At 73.3% G+C, this 15566-nt stretch carries 16 protein-coding genes; 5 read left to right on the plus strand and 11 right to left on the minus strand.

Features of this window, described 5'->3' with window-relative positions:
* Positions 1–38 precede the first annotated feature (38 nt).
* Positions 39–1130, plus strand: coding sequence for a DNA glycosylase AlkZ-like family protein (locus L2K70_RS18600; protein WP_236404782.1), 1092 nt, complete (start codon positions 39–41; stop codon positions 1128–1130).
* A 1-nt stretch (position 1131) separates the two neighbouring features.
* On the opposite strand, the gene L2K70_RS18605 is transcribed toward L2K70_RS18600, so the two are convergent.
* From L2K70_RS18605 to L2K70_RS18630, 6 genes are all read right to left on the minus strand, one after another.
* Positions 1132–1974 carry an alpha/beta hydrolase fold domain-containing protein gene (locus tag L2K70_RS18605; protein ID WP_236404784.1) on the minus strand — a complete coding sequence of 281 codons (843 nt, stop codon included), beginning with the start codon at positions 1972–1974 and terminating at the stop codon, positions 1132–1134.
* Positions 1975–2018: 44 nt separating this feature from the next.
* Positions 2019–2510: a HutD/Ves family protein gene (locus tag L2K70_RS18610; RefSeq protein ID WP_236404786.1), complete on the minus strand. Its 492-nt coding sequence runs from the start codon at positions 2508–2510 to the stop codon at positions 2019–2021.
* Complete coding sequence (gene lepA, locus L2K70_RS18615) at positions 2507–4381, minus strand: translation elongation factor 4 (RefSeq protein ID WP_236404787.1); 1875 nt, start codon at positions 4379–4381, stop codon at positions 2507–2509. Before lepA ends, L2K70_RS18610 begins: the two co-directional genes overlap by 4 nt.
* A gap of 82 nt (positions 4382–4463) precedes the next feature.
* Positions 4464–4991 carry a GNAT family N-acetyltransferase gene (locus tag L2K70_RS18620; protein ID WP_236404788.1) on the minus strand — a complete coding sequence of 176 codons (528 nt, stop codon included), beginning with the start codon at positions 4989–4991 and terminating at the stop codon, positions 4464–4466.
* Between the two features lie 104 nt (positions 4992–5095).
* Positions 5096–5896 (minus strand): maleylpyruvate isomerase family mycothiol-dependent enzyme, encoded by an 801-nt coding sequence (locus tag L2K70_RS18625; RefSeq protein WP_236404789.1) that lies wholly within the window; start codon positions 5894–5896, stop codon positions 5096–5098.
* On the minus strand, positions 5893–6525 hold the full coding sequence (locus L2K70_RS18630; RefSeq protein ID WP_236404790.1) for a TetR/AcrR family transcriptional regulator: 633 nt from the start codon (positions 6523–6525) through the stop codon (positions 5893–5895). The genes L2K70_RS18625 and L2K70_RS18630 overlap by 4 nt, the downstream gene beginning before the upstream one ends.
* An 87-nt stretch (positions 6526–6612) precedes the next feature.
* Here L2K70_RS18630 and L2K70_RS18635 point away from each other — a divergent pair, with 87 nt between their 5' ends.
* The 4 genes from L2K70_RS18635 to rpsT all read left to right on the plus strand — a co-directional run bounded on the left by L2K70_RS18635 (position 6613) and on the right by rpsT (position 8943).
* Positions 6613–7575 carry a phosphotransferase gene (locus L2K70_RS18635; protein WP_236404791.1) on the plus strand — a complete coding sequence of 321 codons (963 nt, stop codon included), beginning with the start codon at positions 6613–6615 and terminating at the stop codon, positions 7573–7575.
* Positions 7572–8222 (plus strand): hypothetical protein, encoded by a 651-nt coding sequence (locus tag L2K70_RS18640; RefSeq protein WP_236404792.1) that lies wholly within the window; start codon positions 7572–7574, stop codon positions 8220–8222. Before L2K70_RS18635 ends, L2K70_RS18640 begins: the two co-directional genes overlap by 4 nt.
* Positions 8223–8364: 142 nt before the next feature.
* Positions 8365–8514, plus strand: a complete 150-nt coding sequence (locus L2K70_RS18645; RefSeq protein WP_236404793.1) for a hypothetical protein — start codon at positions 8365–8367, stop codon at positions 8512–8514.
* Between the two features lie 168 nt (positions 8515–8682).
* Positions 8683–8943 (plus strand): 30S ribosomal protein S20, encoded by a 261-nt coding sequence (gene rpsT / locus L2K70_RS18650; RefSeq protein WP_236404795.1) that lies wholly within the window; start codon positions 8683–8685, stop codon positions 8941–8943.
* A 56-nt stretch (positions 8944–8999) separates the two neighbouring features.
* On the opposite strand, the gene holA is transcribed toward rpsT, so the two are convergent.
* The 5 genes from holA to L2K70_RS18675 form a co-directional block, all read right to left on the minus strand.
* Positions 9000–9986, minus strand: coding sequence for a DNA polymerase III subunit delta (holA, locus tag L2K70_RS18655; protein ID WP_236404797.1), 987 nt, complete (start codon positions 9984–9986; stop codon positions 9000–9002).
* 119 nt (positions 9987–10105) lie between these two features.
* Complete coding sequence (locus tag L2K70_RS18660; protein ID WP_236404799.1) at positions 10106–11290, minus strand: Ig-like domain-containing protein; 1185 nt, start codon at positions 11288–11290, stop codon at positions 10106–10108.
* A 101-nt stretch (positions 11291–11391) separates the two neighbouring features.
* On the minus strand, positions 11392–13656 hold the full coding sequence (locus tag L2K70_RS18665; protein WP_236404800.1) for a ComEC/Rec2 family competence protein: 2265 nt from the start codon (positions 13654–13656) through the stop codon (positions 11392–11394).
* Positions 13657–13659: 3 nt separating this feature from the next.
* Positions 13660–14526, minus strand: a complete 867-nt coding sequence (locus L2K70_RS18670; protein WP_236404801.1) for a ComEA family DNA-binding protein — start codon at positions 14524–14526, stop codon at positions 13660–13662.
* Positions 14527–14670: 144 nt separating this feature from the next.
* Positions 14671–15534 carry a DegV family protein gene (locus L2K70_RS18675; protein WP_236404802.1) on the minus strand — a complete coding sequence of 288 codons (864 nt, stop codon included), beginning with the start codon at positions 15532–15534 and terminating at the stop codon, positions 14671–14673.
* Positions 15535–15566 lie beyond the last annotated feature (32 nt).

Consider the following 15566-nt stretch of genomic DNA (forward strand, 5'->3'; position numbering starts at 1 on the left):
GGTGTCCGGACCACCGCGGTGCCGCTAGCGTGCAGCGCGTGGGGCTCTCGTGGGACGACCTGGCCGGGCACGCTCTGGCCCGGCAGTTCCCCGCGGCCACGCTCGACGTCCCGGACGCGGTCGCGGCGATCGGACCGATGCAGACGCAGACCGCGCGATCGGCGTTCCTCGGCCTGGCTGCCCGCTTCCCGGGCACGACGCACGCGCAGGTCACCGAGGCGTACGACGACGGGGTGATCGTGCGCGGCAGCACGATCCGCGGCACCGTGCACACCGCGAGCCCCGGGCACTACTCGGTGCTGGCCGAGGCGACCCGGATCGGGCAGCACCCGCGGTGGGCGCGCGTCCTGGGGGTCACCGACGAGCAGCTCGTGGACCTCTTCTCCTCGGTCGAGGCCTACGCGCGCGAGTGGCGCACGCCGGAGGAGCTACGGCTGCACCTCGTCGACTGGCTGGCCGAGCACTCCCCCGCCACCCGCGACGCCGCGGAGGAGGGTCCCGGCCGCTACCTCGCGTTCGGGCACGGCGGCCTGGTCCGGCGCCCGGCCAGCGGCGACAGGTGGGAGGGCCAGGGCAAGCCGGTCTACCGGACCTTCGACCGCACCGCGGCGGCGACGACGACCGACGTCGTGAGGCTCCACCTCGCCAGCCACGGCCCGTCCTCCCGGCACGACATCGCCTGGTGGGCAGGCGTGCCCCTGCGGGTGGTCGACGAGGCACTGGACGGTCTCGACGTCATCGGGGAGGACGGCCCCGACGGGAGGACCTACCTCGACCTCCCCGGTTCGCCACCGCCCCGGGACCTCCCCGGAGCACGGCTGCTGCCAGAGTTCGACGCGCTGATGTGCGGCTACGACCCTCCAGCGCGCGAGCGGTTCGCCGATCCGGCGCACCTGACCCGTCTGTGGAGCGGCGCGAACGGGCTCGTGATGCCGCCGCTCCTCGTCGACGGCCGGATCACCGGCTACTGGCGAGCCAACGGCAGCGCTCGCAGGCGGCCGCTCGAGGTGACCTGGTTCGCCCGGACCCGCCGACCGCGCCGCGACGAGCTCGACGAGCCGGTCGCCGCGCTCGAGGCCGTGCTGGGCATCACGGTCTCGTCGGTGACCATCACGCGCGAGCTGGTGTAGGTCACGTCGCGTCGCGGATCTCGCTCGCGACCATCGCCATGGTGAGGCGGGCGCGGACGGGGTCCTCGGTGAGGAAGTAGTGGTCGACACCGGGCGTCACGTCGTGCACCACGCGCACGCCGGCCGCGCGCAGCCGGTGGGCGTACGCATCGCCCTCCGCACGCAGCACGTCGCGCTCCGCCGTCAGCACCACCGCCGGCGGCAGCCCGGTGAGGTCCCCCGCCAGCAGCGGGGAGGCGTACGGCTCGAGCCGCGTCGCCGGGTCGGGGAGGTAGACGCGGCGGACCAGCCGACGCAGGGCGGGCGAGATCATGCCGGTGTCCCCGTCCTGCGGCTCGGCCGAGAGGTCGAGCGCCGGGATGCCGAGCACCTGCAGCGTCGGCGTGAACGACCCGGAGTCGCGCGCCTGGAGCGCCACGGACGCGGCGAGCCCACCACCCGAGCTGAAGCCACCGACCGACACGGGCGTCCCGTCGGCGGCCAGTGCCGCCGCGACGTCGTGCGCCTGGTGCTGGGCCACCGGGTAGGCCGCTCGTGGGGCGACCTCGAAGTCGACGTTGGCCACGACCACCCCCGCGGTCGCCGCGACGTAGCGGCACCACCAGTCGTCCATCGCCGGGTAGCGCATGAGGAACGCGCCGCCGTGGAGGTGCACGTGGACCGGGAGCGCACCCGGTGCCGGGCGGTAGAGGTGGACCGTCACCCTGCCGTGCCGCGTCGGCACGCGGACCCGCTCGGGCCTGGGGAGGTCCCGGCCGGCGAACCTCAGCTCGTCGCCGTACGACACCGTGAAGCGGGCGGTCGCGCGCATCAGCTCCACCCGGATCCGGTCATCGAGACGCATGCCGGTCCTTCGCCACCGTCGCGTGGACGGATGGGTCGGGAGGGTCAGGTGCGCTCGAGGGTGACGACGGCGACCGTGCCGCGGCCGGCGACCTCGCCGGGGCCGAGCACGAGCGACCCCCTGTCGTCGCCGCCGACGACGTACGCCGCCTGGTCCGCCGCGAGCGGCAGGGCCGAGCCGCGGCCGAGCTCGAGGACGGTCACGAACGGGTGCACGACGCCCGGGTCGACGACCACGTTGAGCGCCTGCACCGGCCCCTCGGGCACCGACGCGACGACCACGGCCTCACCGGAGAACCCGAACGGCCGCTGCGGCTCGACCACGTGCTGGTCGCCGTCGACGTCGAGGACGAGCACCGGCCCGTCGACGACGGTGAGCAACCGCTGGCGGCCGGTGAACGCCGAGAAGGGTCCCTCGCGGTCGACCGTCGCGAGGCTGATCCGCCAGGCCCCGTCGTCGGCGCGCGCCAGCTCCCGCGTCGTACCGCCTCCGTTGGCCCAGGGCTCGGGACGTACGTCGGCGGCGCGGACGATCACTTCTTGCCGGACTTCTCCGCGGGCTGCGTGGTCGCGAGCGCGGCGACGAACGCCTCCGGCGGGACCTCGACCGAGCCGATGTTCTTCATCCGCTTCTTGCCGGCCTTCTGCTTCTCGAGCAGCTTGCGCTTGCGGCTGATGTCACCGCCGTAGCACTTGGCGAGGACGTCCTTGCGGATCGCGCGGATGGTCTCGCGGGCGATCACGCGCGCGCCGATGGCGGCCTGGATCGGCACCTCGAACTGCTGGCGCGGGATGAGGTCCTTGAGCTTGCCGGCCATCATCACGCCGTAGGAGTAGGCCGCGTCGCGGTGGACGATCGCGCTGAACGCGTCGACGGGCTCGCCCTGCAGCAGGATGTCGACCTTGACGAGGTCGGCCGCCTGCTCGCCCGAGCGCTCGTAGTCGAGCGAGGCGTAGCCCTTGGTGCGCGACTTGAGCTGGTCGAAGAAGTCGAAGACGATCTCGCCCATCGGCAGCGTGTAGCGCATCTCGACGCGGTCCTCGGAGAGGTAGTCCATCCCCTGCAGGTTGCCGCGCTTGAGCTGGCAGAGCTCCATGATCGTGCCGATGTAGTCGGCCGGCGCCAGGATGGTCGCCTTCACGACGGGCTCGCGCACCTCGGCGACCTTGCCGTCGGGGTACTCGCTCGGGTTGGTCACCACGTGCTCGGTGCCGTCGTCCATCACGACGCCGTAGACCACGTTGGGGGCCGTCGAGATGAGGTCGAGGTTGAACTCGCGCTCGAGGCGGTCGCGGGTGATCTCCATGTGGAGCAGGCCGAGGAAGCCGCAGCGGAAGCCGAAGCCCAGCGCGCCGGAGGTCTCCGGCTCGTAGGTCAGCGCCGCGTCGTTGAGCTGGAGCTTCTCCAGGGCGTCGCGCAGCGTCGGGTAGTCGTCGCCGTCGATCGGGTAGAGCCCCGCGTAGACCATCGGGTTGGGGTGCTTGTAGCCGCCGAGCGGCTCGGTGGCGCCGTGGTGCTGCGAGGTGACGGTGTCACCGACGCGTGACTGGCGGACGTCCTTCACCCCGGTGATGAGGTAGCCGACCTCGCCCACCCCGATCTCCCCGGCCTTCACGGGCTCCGGGCTGATGACGCCGACCTCGAGCATCTCGTGCACGGCGTTGGTCGACATCATCTTGATCCGGTCGCGGTGGCTGAGCTTGCCGTCGACGACGCGGACGTAGGTCACCACGCCGCGGTAGGTGTCGTACACCGAGTCGAAGATGAGCGCCCGAGCCGGCTTGTCGGCGTCGCCGACGGGCGCGGGGGTCTGCTTGACGATCTCGTTGAGGAGGGCCTCGACGCCGACGCCGGTCTTGGCGCTGGTGAGCAGCACCTCCTCGGGCTCGCAGCCGACGAGGCCGGCGAGCTCGGCGGCGTACTTCTCCACGTTGGCGCTCGGCAGGTCGATCTTGTTGAGCACCGGGATGATGTGGAGGTCCGCGCCCATCGCGAGGTAGAGGTTCGCCAGCGTCTGCGCCTCGATGCCCTGCGCGGCGTCGACCAGCAGGACCGCCGCCTCGCACGCCTCGAGGCTGCGCGAGACCTCGTAGGTGAAGTCGACGTGGCCGGGCGTGTCGATCATGTTGAGCACGTAGGTGCCGGGCTCGGCGCCCTCGGCGTTGTCGGCCGGGATCGTCCACGGCATCCGCACGGCCTGACTCTTGATCGTGATGCCGCGCTCGCGCTCGATGTCCATCCGGTCGAGGTACTGCGCGCGCTGCGAGCGCTCGTCGACCACGCCGGTGAGCTGGAGCATGCGGTCAGCCAGGGTCGACTTGCCGTGGTCAATGTGCGCGATGATGCAGAAGTTGCGGATGATCGACGGGTCGGTCGAGCCAGGCTTCGGCGCGTTTGTGAGGCTCACGGACTGCTTTCAGCTGTACGGCGGCGGGGTCGGGTCATTCTCCCACGCGGGTCGTGGCTCACCGAACCGACGACGGGGCGCGTCAGGTCGTCGGCACCCAGTAGCGGCGCTTGAGGCCGCGGACGTCCTCCAGCACCCCGCCGCACGCCTCGATCACCCGGATGGAGCCGACGTTGTCGTCGTCGCAGGTGACCAGGGCGGGGTCGATCCCGAGGGCGAGGGCCCACGGCAGCGCGGCGCGCAGCATCGCGGTCGCGTGGCCCTCGCGCCGGCGCGTCGGACGGACGTCGTACCCGATGTGGCCGCCGACGTCGAGCAGGAAGTCGTTGAGGACGTGGCGGATCGCGATGCGGCCCAGGTAGTCGTGGCCGTCGACCCACCACAGGGTCGTGCACGGCACGTGCCAGTCCGGCCGCGGGCTGTCGAGCAGCGCATCCGCCTTCACGGCCTCGACGAAGGTGGCGAACCTCTCCGGGTCCTGCCAGCCGGGGGCGTTGACGTCGATCCAGGCAGCCGTCTGGCTGTTCTCCGCTCCCTCGGCGACGAACTCGTCCATCGCCTCGAGGAACGAGGTCATCACGGACGTGGTCGGCAGCACGAGCTCGGGCATGGCGTCATCCTGCCGTCAGCCCACCCACCCCTCAACGGCATATCTGAGGACGTGGTGGACGTCCACGTCGCCGATCGACGTACGCCACGTCCTCAGGTATCGGCTCAGAAGATGACGCGGGCTGCTCGGAGGCGGTCGGCCACCGCCGCGTCACCGTCGGTCGTGAGCCGGCACTCGTCGGAGCGGCCGGACAGCAGGCGCATCAGGGCGACGGAGTCCTCGGTGACGGTCGCGACCGGCGTCCCGCCGCCGACCTGCCACCGTCCGGCACCCCGGCCGGTCAGCTCGAGCACGAGGGCCGGGCCGTCCCACCCGAGGTCGAGGTCGCGGACGACCTGCGCGACGACCTCACCCTCGGCGGACGAGGTCGGCATCGCGACACCGGTCGCCCGCTGGAGGTCGACGCGGTGGAGCCAGACGTCGCGCACGTAGATCACGTCGAGCAGGTGCGCCAGGTCGGTCCCGGGGCGCAGGCCGGTGAACGGCGGCATCGGAATCCGACGCAGCAGGCCCGGCTGCCGGCGCCTGCCGTCGGGCGCACCAGCCGCCCAGCGCCGCAGGTCGCTCGGGAGGTCGGTGTCGGACAGGCCGGCCCGGTCCGCGACCTGCGCGCGGCAGAGCAGGTCCACGATCGACCCGTCGCCGCGCCGCAGTCCCCTCACCGCCGCCACCTGGTGTCGCACCATCACCGGCAGCCGGCACGCCTCCTCGGCGGCGCCTGCGAGGTGGGCGACCATGTCGCGCACCTTCCACTCGGTGCAGTCGGTCTGCAGGTCCCAGTCGGCAGGACCGAAGGCGTCGACCATCGCCACCAGTGCGGCGTACTCGGCCGCGGCGTGGTCGCGCGCCGCGTCGGGGTGGGTCTGCGGGAGGTCGGCGGCGCGGGTGGCGGTGTCGGTGGTCATCGGCGGTCTCCATCAGTGTCGGGTGGTGAGTAGTGCGCGGCGTACATCCGGACGAGCGCCTGGCGGTGCCGCGAGGTGCGCCCGTCGGCGAGCCCGACGCCGGGCTCGTTGGACAGCTGCTGGGAGATGACGCCGGCGACCAGGGCCACCCAGACGGCCACGAGCTCCTCGAGGTCGGCCGCCGCGTCGAGCAGGCCGAGCCGCTGCGCCTCGGCCAGGGAGGAGGCAGTGGCGCCCATGACCTGCTCGGCGGGCTCGTACGCCGACGGCGACGGCTGCCACCGCGCGATGGGGCGCCAGAACATCAGCTGGGCGTCGGCCGGGTGGTCGAGCGCCCACCCCACCGAGACGTCCATCGCCTCGGTCAGCAGCGCACGGATGCCGGTGCCAGGGACCGGGACGAGGTGCGCGACCGCCGCCCCGAAGTCGCTCCACCCCCGGCGGAACAGCTCGTCGCAGAGGTCGGACCGGCCCGCGAAGTAGCCGTAGAGCGACGGCGTGCGCATCCCGACCCGGCGAGCCACCTCGCCGAGCGTGAGGCCGGCCGCGCCCTCCTCGGTGATCACCTCGCGGGCCGTCGCCACGATCCGGTCGATCGTGGCTGCCCGGCGCTCCGCGACGCGTCCCATGTGCCGATATTTCTCCTAACACCATTAGGAGTCAAGGTGGTCGGTGTCCGGTCGAGACCACCGGCGACGGTGGTGGAGGATGCCGTCATGCCGTCCACGCCGTCCGTCGCGCCCTACCCCGTCCCGCACGGGAAGACCGCCCGACGGCTCGAGTGGGCGTTCCTCCCCCCGCACCTGCGGGCGTGGATCGAGCGGAGGTGCGGCTCACCCGTCGCGTCCGCGATCTCCCAGAACGGCGGGTTCACCCCCGGCTTCGCCTCCGTCCTGGTGTGCGAGGACGGCTCGCGCCACTTCGTGAAGGCCGCCTCGGTGAAGGCCCAGCGCCTGTTCGCCGACTCCTACCGCGAGGAGGCTCGCAAGCTCGCCGCGCTCCCGCCCGCCGTGCCCGCGCCGCGGCTGAAGTGGCACCTCGACGACGACTGGGTGGTGCTCGGCATCGAGCACGTCGCCGCCCGAGCACCGCGACGCCCGTGGGTGCGCGAGGAGCTGGACGCCCTGCTCGACTCCCTCGAGCAGGTGGCCGACGCCGTGACGCCCCCGCCGGCCGGGCTCGCGCTCGACACGGCCGAGGCGGACTTCGCGCCGATGCTCGAGCACTGGACGGCGCTGCGCGAGCGTCGTACGGACCTCGGCGCGGACCGCCTCGCGGAGGCCGAGGCACTGGCCCGTCGCTACGCCGACGTGGTCGGCGGCGACACGCTCGTGCACACCGACGTCCGCTCCGACAACGTGCTCATCGACCCGGACGGTCGTGCGTTGATCTGCGACTGGAACTGGCCCGTGCGCGGCGCTGCCTGGTTCGACTCCTTCGCGGCCCTCCTCGCCCCGCGGGCGGAGCGTGTCGACGTCGACGCGGTCATCGCGTCACGGCGGTTGCTGAAGGACGTCGACCCCGAGGCGTTCGACATCAACCTCGCGCTCTACGTCGGCTACTTCCTCATCCAGTGCGAGCTGCCGGCACCGTCCACCTCGCCGCACATCCGCGACCACCAGCGCTGGTGCGGCGAGGTCTGCTGGGACTGGCTGGCCGAGCGGCGGGGCTGGTCGTGACCGCTCCGCGCGCCGTCGGCGTCCGCATCGGGTACGCCGCCGTGCCCGCGGCCGTGCGCACCTGGGTCGACGAGACGCTGGGCTCCCCCGTCGTGGCGACGGCCGAGCAGGTCGGTGGCATGTCACCGGGGTGCGCCACGCGGGTGACCTCCGCCGACGGCACCCGCGCCTTCGTGAAGGCGGTCGGCAGCGAGCTGAACCCCGACACCCCGACGCTCTTCCGCCGCGAGGTCGCGGTGCTCGGCCACCTCGGGTCGCACGAGCTGTGGGCGGACCTGCTGGCGTCGTACGACGACGGGGCGTGGGTGGCGCTGCTCGTCGAGGACGTGGAGGGCCGGCACCCCGACTTCCGCGACGACGCCGAGCTCGGCGCGGTGCTCACCGGTGTCGACCGGTTGGGAGCAGAGCTGCGCGAGCGAGGTGTGCCCGGGGACGTCGACCTCCTCGACGTCTCCCACGTCTTCGGCAAGTGGGCCGAGTCGCTCGCGACCCTCGCCGACGCCCCGGCCGCGACGCCCGTGCCCGACTGGCTGCGCGGCGACCCCCACGGCTGGGCCGCCGTCCTGGACAAGCACGCCGACCGGCCGATGCCCGACCCCGTGCACTGGGACATCCGGATCGACAACATGCTGCCGGCCGAACGGTGAGGTCGTCTTCCTCGACTGGGGCACGACTGCACGCGGTCCCGAGTGGGTCGACCCGCTGCTGGCGCGGCTGGAGCGGGTCGAGGAGCCGTGGTTCGACGCCTCCGTCGCGGCCTCCCCCGCGCTCGCGAGGGCCGGTGACGAGGTGGTCACCGCGTTCCTCGCCGGCTTCGGTGCCCACCTGGCGGTGCGCTCGGTCGTCGCCGTCGACGTCAACCTGCCCACGCTCAACGATTTCCGCATCGCGGAGTCGCGCCGCATGCTGGGAGCAGTGGCCCGCCGCACGCGTCGGTGACCCTCGCAGGCACCCTCACACGATTTGGGCGCTCACCGCGCCTGCCGGTAGTGTTTCTCCCTGCATGTCCGGCACCCGACCCTCTCTCATCACGACGGGGGGTTGCCAGGCAGCCGACAGCACCAGTCTTCTCTGTCCAGACCAGCTCGAGCATCCGAGGATCCACACGTGGCGAACATCAAGTCCCAGATCAAGCGCAACAAGCAGAACGAGGCGCGCCGCCAGCGCAACCAGGCGGTCAAGTCGCGCCTGAAGACCGCTGTGCGCAAGTTCCGCGAGGCCGCCGAGGCCGGCGACAAGGACACCGCCGTGGCCGCTGGTCGCGACGCGATGAAGGCGCTCGACAAGGCCGCCTCGAAGGGCGTCATCCACGGCAACCAGGCCGCGAACCGCAAGTCCTCGATCGCCAAGAAGACCGCGTCGCTCTGACCCGGCCCTTCCCGCCGACACCCGCCCACGTGGCGGGTGTCTCGCATTTCGGGGGGTCAGCGGCTCTCGCGCAGCCCGGCCACGGTGAGCACGAGCCGCTCGAGCGTGTAGGACGCGTCGTGCGCCTGACCCTTGATGTCGGCGTCGGCGTGGGCGACGGCGCGCACGGCGGCGGCGATGCCGTCCGGGCTCCACGAGCGTGACTGGTCGCGGACGGTGCGCACCTTCCACGGTGGCACCCCGAGGTCACGCGCGAGATCGGCGTCGCGGGCACCGCGCGGCGCGCCGAGGTAGCGCGCGAGGCTGCGTGCGGAGGCTGCCATCGCCGAGGTCACCAGCACCGGCGACGTACCGGCGTCGAGAGCCCAGCGCAGCTCCTCCAGCGCGACCGCGCGCTTGCCGGCGAACGCGGCGTCGGCGACGGTGAACGACTTCGCCTCGGCGCGGCCGCCGAAGTAGCGCTGCACCTTGTCGACCGTGAGCTGCTCGCCGTGGAAGTCGTTGGTGAGCTGGTCGGCCGCGGCCGCGAGCGAGCGGAGGTCGTTGCCCACCGCCTGGACGAGGACGACCGCGGCGTCGGAGTCGATCCGCGCGCCGTGGGAGGCGACCTCGGAGGCGACGAACCCGGCCATCTCGCTGGGCCGGACCTCCTCGGACTTCACCTCGGTGACGGCGGGGAGCTTGCGGAGCTTGGTCAGCACCCCGCTCCCCTTCTGGCCGCCGGAGTGCACCAGCACGAGCGCGACGTCGTCGGCGGGCCCTGCGCAGCAGTCCAGGAGCCCGTCGACCGACTCGTCGGGCAGGTCCTCGAGCCCGCGCACGATCACGCAGCGGATCGAGGAGAACAGCGACGGCGCCGACATCTCCCCGAGCGACGCCAGGGTCAGGTCGCTCGCCGCCGACTCGGCGATCTCTGCCTCCGCGTCGTGGACCCGGACGGCGTCGCGCACCGACGCGACGGTGCGCGCGGAGAGGAACTCCTCCTTGCCCGTCACGAGGACGACGTGGCCGAGGACCTGAGCGGCGGAGGGGGTGCGTGCCATGGTGCGGACAGCCTATCGACGGCCGGCGACAGCCCCGGAGGCAGACGCAGAGCGCCCCGCCACGGTGGCCGTGGCGGGGCGCTCGCTGATCGAGGGATCAGGTGGTCACGTGGTGGTGATCAGCGCGTGGTGAACTTCCAGCCCTTGGTGGCGATGGAGTTGCCCGCGAGGTCGGTGACCTTCTTGGAGATCTTGACCTTGTAGATCGTGCCGCGCGCCAGGTCCTTCTTGGGCGTCAGGACGACCTTCCTCTTGCTGGCCTTGTAGGTGACCTTGGCCTTGACGGTCTTGCCGCCGGCGGTCAGCTTGACCGTCTTCTTGGTGACCGTCGACTTGAGGAGAGCCTCCGAGGCCTTGAACTGCACCTTGGCGGTGGTCTTCACGCCGGTGGCGTTCTTCTTGGGCGACAGCTTCTTGGCCGTGGGGGCCTTGGTGTCGAGCACGATCGTGTCGCTGGCGGGCTCGGAGACGTTGCCGATGCCGTCGGCGTACTGCACCCACACGGTCTTGGTGCCGTCGCCGGCGCCGAGGGTCCACGCGGCGGTCGCGGCGTAGGGCTGGAAGGCCGACCAGCTCGTGCCGTCGTTGCTGAAGCGCATGCTGGCCACGCCGGTGGTGAAGGCGTCGGGGTCGCTGGCGGCGAGGCCCAGGGTGACGGCCGAGGAGTCGGTGAGCGCCGCGCCGCCGTCGATGACGACCGAGCCGCTCGGGGCGGTCGGGTCGTTGTAGTCGATGTCGATGGACCAGCCGGCGAGGCTGCCCTCGTCGCCGCCGGCCTGGTCGACGATCGAGAGCTCCCACGTGCCGCTGGCGGCGCCACCGTCGAACGAGGCGAGCGAGGTCGCGACCGGCTCAGGACCGCTCGAGTCGGTGGGCTTGTAGCTGCCGTCGGGCGTCACGACGCTGGACGAGGTGGGCACGACGGTCGCGGCCTCGTCGTCGAGCGTGTAGGTGCGGAAGGCCGTGGTGTCGACCGAGTCGCCGGACGCGTCGAGGAGCTTCACGGCGGTCCCGTTGTGGGTCAGCGTCACCTCGAGGTCCCGCATGTAGGTGTGGGAGAGGCTGTTGAGGGTGACGTCGACGTCCTTCACCTGGCCCTTGCCGGCGGGGATCGTGATCGCCGTCGACCCAGGCGTGCTCGGGCCCTCGTCGGGGATCGCCATGGCCACCGTGCTGAAGCCGGCGACGGTCTGGTCCGGGGCGGCGGAGGCCGGAGCGGCGAGGGCGCCAGCAGCAGTGGTGGCGAGGAGCCCGACGGCGACCGTGGTCGCCAGCGGCCGGAGCCGCGAAGAGGTGTGCGTCATGTGCTGGTGAGTCCTTCTGCGAGGAGAGAACGCCGACGTCGTGCCGGCGACGCCCTCGATCCTCGACCGTGCTCGCGGCGCTCGTGGGCGAATCCGCACTTTCACCCACCCGTGATCACTCCGACTCCACCCCTACGGGCGACCAGGACGACGTCGCCGGAGGTGTCGGTCCGCCAGGTCCGGACGCCGGAGGCGGAGAGCGCGGCCAGCAGGTCGGGGGCGGGGTGCCCGTAGTCGTTGTCGGCCCCCACCGACACCACGGCGATCCGCGCACCCAGCGAGGTCAGCCAGTCGACGTCCTGGTGGCGGCTGCCGTGGTGCGGCACCTTGAGCACGTCGACATGCAGCCCGGCGAGGTCGCGTGCGAGGGCGGCCTGGGCGGACGGCTCGACGTCGCCCGTCAGCAGGATGCGGACGCCGGCCACCTCGGCAACGAGCACGACGCTGGCGTCGTTGGGGGCGCTCTCCCCCGGGTCGACGCGGCTCCCGGGACGCGGCCACACGACCTGGAGCGTCACGTCGCCCACCACCCGCGTGACGCCGTACGACGCCGGGGCGGGCGCACGACCCAGCGCGAGCCCGACCTCGCGCACCCCCTCGGCCGGCTCCAGCAGCCCGGTCGCCTCGACCTCGCCCACGTCCCGTCCCTCGAGGACGCCTGCCATGCCGTCGACGTGGTCGGCGTGGAAGTGGGTCAGCACGAGCAGCGGTACGGACGTGACCTCGAGCCGGTCGAGGCAGGCGTCCATCGCGGCCGGGTCGGGACCGGCGTCGACCACCACCGCCGCGTGCGGGCCCGCACGCAGGACCAGCCCGTCGCCCTGCCCGACGTCGCACGCCACGAGGATCCAACCCTCCGGGGGCCACCCCGGGGTGGGCGGCCGGACCAGGACCACGACGACCAGCAGCCCCGTGCAGGCGAGAGCGGACCCCGGACGCCGCAGCAGGCGCGGCGCGAGCGGCACCGCGGCCAGGCACGCAAGCGTCAGCAGGGTGAGCGGCACCGGGCCCGTGCCCCAGTCCACGGCGGCGGTCGGCACGTCGGCGCCCCACCGGGCGACGGCGATGATCCACTGCGCCGACCAGGCCGCCGGTGCCGCGACGACGACGCCGAGCGGGGTCCAGAGCAGCCCGAGCAACCCGCCGCCCAGCCCGAGCACGGTGGCGGGGGCGACTGCCGGTGCGGCGAGGAGGTTGGCCACGACGGCGACCAGGCTGACCTGCCCCGACAGCGCCGCGACCACCGGCGTGCAGGCGACCTGCGCCGCCAGCGGGATCGAGACTGCCTCCGCCACCCAGCGCGGCGTCCACCGCAGCAGCGCGTCGCGCCACACCGGCGCGAGGAGCAGGATGCCGGCCGTCGCGAGCACGGACAGCGCGAACCCGGCGCTGACCGCCAGGCGCGGCCAGAGCAGGAGGAGCCCGAGCACCGCGACGCCCAGGCCACGGGCGCCGCGGGACCGTCCGTTGCCCGTCATCCCGAGCAGCGCGACCGTGCCCATCGCCGCGGCCCGGACGACGCTCGGCTCGGCGCGTGCGGTGACGACGAACCCGACGATGCCGGCCGCGGCCAGCACGTGCAGCCAACGCCCGCGGACGCCCGCCCAGCGACCGAGCACGAGCATCGCTCCGACGACGAGGGTCAGGTTCGTGCCGCTCACCGCGAGGAGGTGGGTCAAGCCGGTCGTGCGGAAGTCGTCGGCGAGCACCGGGTCGAGCCCGCCGTCGTCACCCACCACGAGCGCCGGCACGAGCTCGCGCGCGTCGGCGTCCCGATGGGCGACGGCGGCCCGCACCGAGCGTCGTACGGCAGCGGCGGCGTCCCACCACACGTCGGGCTCGGCGACCACGCGCGGTTCGCCGGTCGGCCGGACGAGCGCCGCGACCTCGTCGTCGCCCGGCACCAGCCGCGCAGTGGTCTCGATGGTCGTGCCGAGCGGCACGGACGGCCAGTCCGCCCCTGCCATCAGCACGACCGGGGCGTCGAGGGTCCATGCGGTCCCCCGTCCCGCCACCCGTGACACGTCGGCCTCGGCCACCTGGAGGTCGCCGTACTGTCCCGCCACCGTGCGCACGTCGCTCGTCACCTCGAGCCGCAGGTCGACGACCGCACCGTCCTCTGCGAGCACCGCGAGCGGGGAGGTCGCGACCAGCGTCTGCTGGAGCGCGGCGACTCCCCCGACCGCGACGAGCGCCGCGAGCGGACCGAGCCATCCGGGTCCCACCAGCCGATGCGCGACCAGGGCGACGCCGACAGCAGCGACCAGCAGCACGACGGCCAGTGCGACCCGACCGGGGAGCACGATCGCGACCAGTGCCCCCGACCACGCGCCGGCACCCAGCGCCAGGGCCCTCGCGTCCGGCACGACTCAGAGCGTCACGAGCGGCGCGAGGTCCTCCAGCGTCGCCTCGCCGATGCCGTCGACCTCGAGCAGCTCGTCGACGGAGGTGAAGCCGCCGTTGTCGGTGCGCCAGGCGAGGATCGCCGCGGCGGTCACCGGACCCACGCCGGGCAGCGTCTCGAGCGTGGGTTGGTCCGCGGTGTTGAGGTTGACCAGCGACGTCCCCTCCGGCGGCGCGCCGACGACGGTGCCGGCCACGCCGGGAGCCGGCGCGACCCCGACGAGGATCTGCTCGCCGTCCACCACCAGCCGGGCGAGGTTGAGCCCCGTGAGGTCGACGCCCGACCGCGCTCCTCCGGCCGCCTCCAGCGCGTCGACCACCCGCGAGCCCGCGGGCAGCACGGCGATGCCGGGACGCCGTACCTTGCCCGCGACGTCGACCACGAGCTCAGCCCCCGGTTCAGTGACGGGCGACTCCGTGGACACCGGGGCGAGCGGCTGGTCGGTCGACGCTGCCGGGGTGACCGCGACGGGCGGCACGATCTCGGCCTGGTCGCGCACCGCCCACCACGCCGCGAGCCCGACCGCGACCGCCGCCACCACCGCGACCACGGCGAGGTGCACCGGGCCGAGCCGCAGCCCGCCGAGCCCGGTCCCGCCGGGCCTCAGCCCGCCGAGCAGCAGCCGCCGCGACGCGTGCCGGCCCGGCACCGGCAGGACCACCGGTGGCGGCGGGGAGGGAGGTACGTCGCCGGGGCGGGCGCGGACCCGTGTGTGGGTCGCCCCGTCCCATCCCTCCGGCTCACTGCGGACGGCCGCCAGCTCGGCGCTCAGCGTCGCCAGCCGGCGCGACACCGCCTCCGCGTGCTCGGACGAGGACTGGGATCGGCGCATCCCTCCACGCTAGGAACGGCGCAGGTCCCCCGACAGGGGCGACCGGCAATCTGTGGAGAGGGGGTGTCAGGCGTTCCCTACGGTTGTCGGCCGTTGCAGCGCCTGACAACGTCGGTGATCCCCGGTCAGCCGGGGATCACTCCATCACGGCAGAGGCCGGGGCGACACGCACACCGCGACCATCCCCGGCCCGACGTGGGCACCGAGGACGGCGCCGAGCTCGCCACACATCACCTCGCGGCCCTCGAGACCGGCGGCCAGCCGCTCGGTGAGGGCGGCCGCGAGCTCCTCGGCCCGGGCGGCGTTGGCGAGGTGGGAGACGCAGACGTCGACCGGCTGCTCGCCGGCCGCCTCGACGGCGAGGTCGGCGAGGCGGGCGAGGGCACGCGACGCCGTACGGACGCGCTCGCGCGGCTGGACGCGGCCCTCGACGATCTCGAGCAGCGGCTTCACCGAGAGCGCGCTGCCGAAGATCTTGGCCGCGGCCCCGATCCGGCCGCCGCGGCGGAGGTACTCGAGCGTGTCGACGTAGAACAGCGAGGTCGCGGCCTCCCCGCGGGCCAGCGCGGCCTCGGCCGCCTCCTCGGCCGTGCCGCCCGCCTCCAGGACGTCGACCGCGGTCAGCGCGGCGTAGCCCGTCGCGATCCCCACCTGGCCCGAGTCGACGACGTGCACCGGCATCTCGAGCTCGAGCGCCGCGAGCTGGGCGGACTCGAACGTCCCGCTCATCTCGCCGGAGAGGTGCACCGAGACGATCTCCTCGGCGCCCTCGGCCTCCAGCGAGCGGTAGAGCTGGGCGAAGAGCGCCGGGGCGGGCCGCGACGTGCTGACCGGGACGAAGTCGCGCAGCGCCTCCGCGACCACCTCGGGCGTCGCGCCGTCCGGCCCCTCGTCGAGCACGCGCGCGCCGATGACGACCTGCAGCGGCACGACGCGGATCCCGCGAGCCTGCGCCACCTCGGTGGGCAGGCTCGCGGTCGAGTCGGTGACGACGACGACGCGCGGCATGCTGGCGACCCTATAGATGGTGGCTGGGAGGC

Source organism: Nocardioides potassii (assembly GCF_021648885.1).
GTDB lineage: Bacteria > Actinomycetota > Actinomycetes > Propionibacteriales > Nocardioidaceae > Nocardioides > Nocardioides potassii.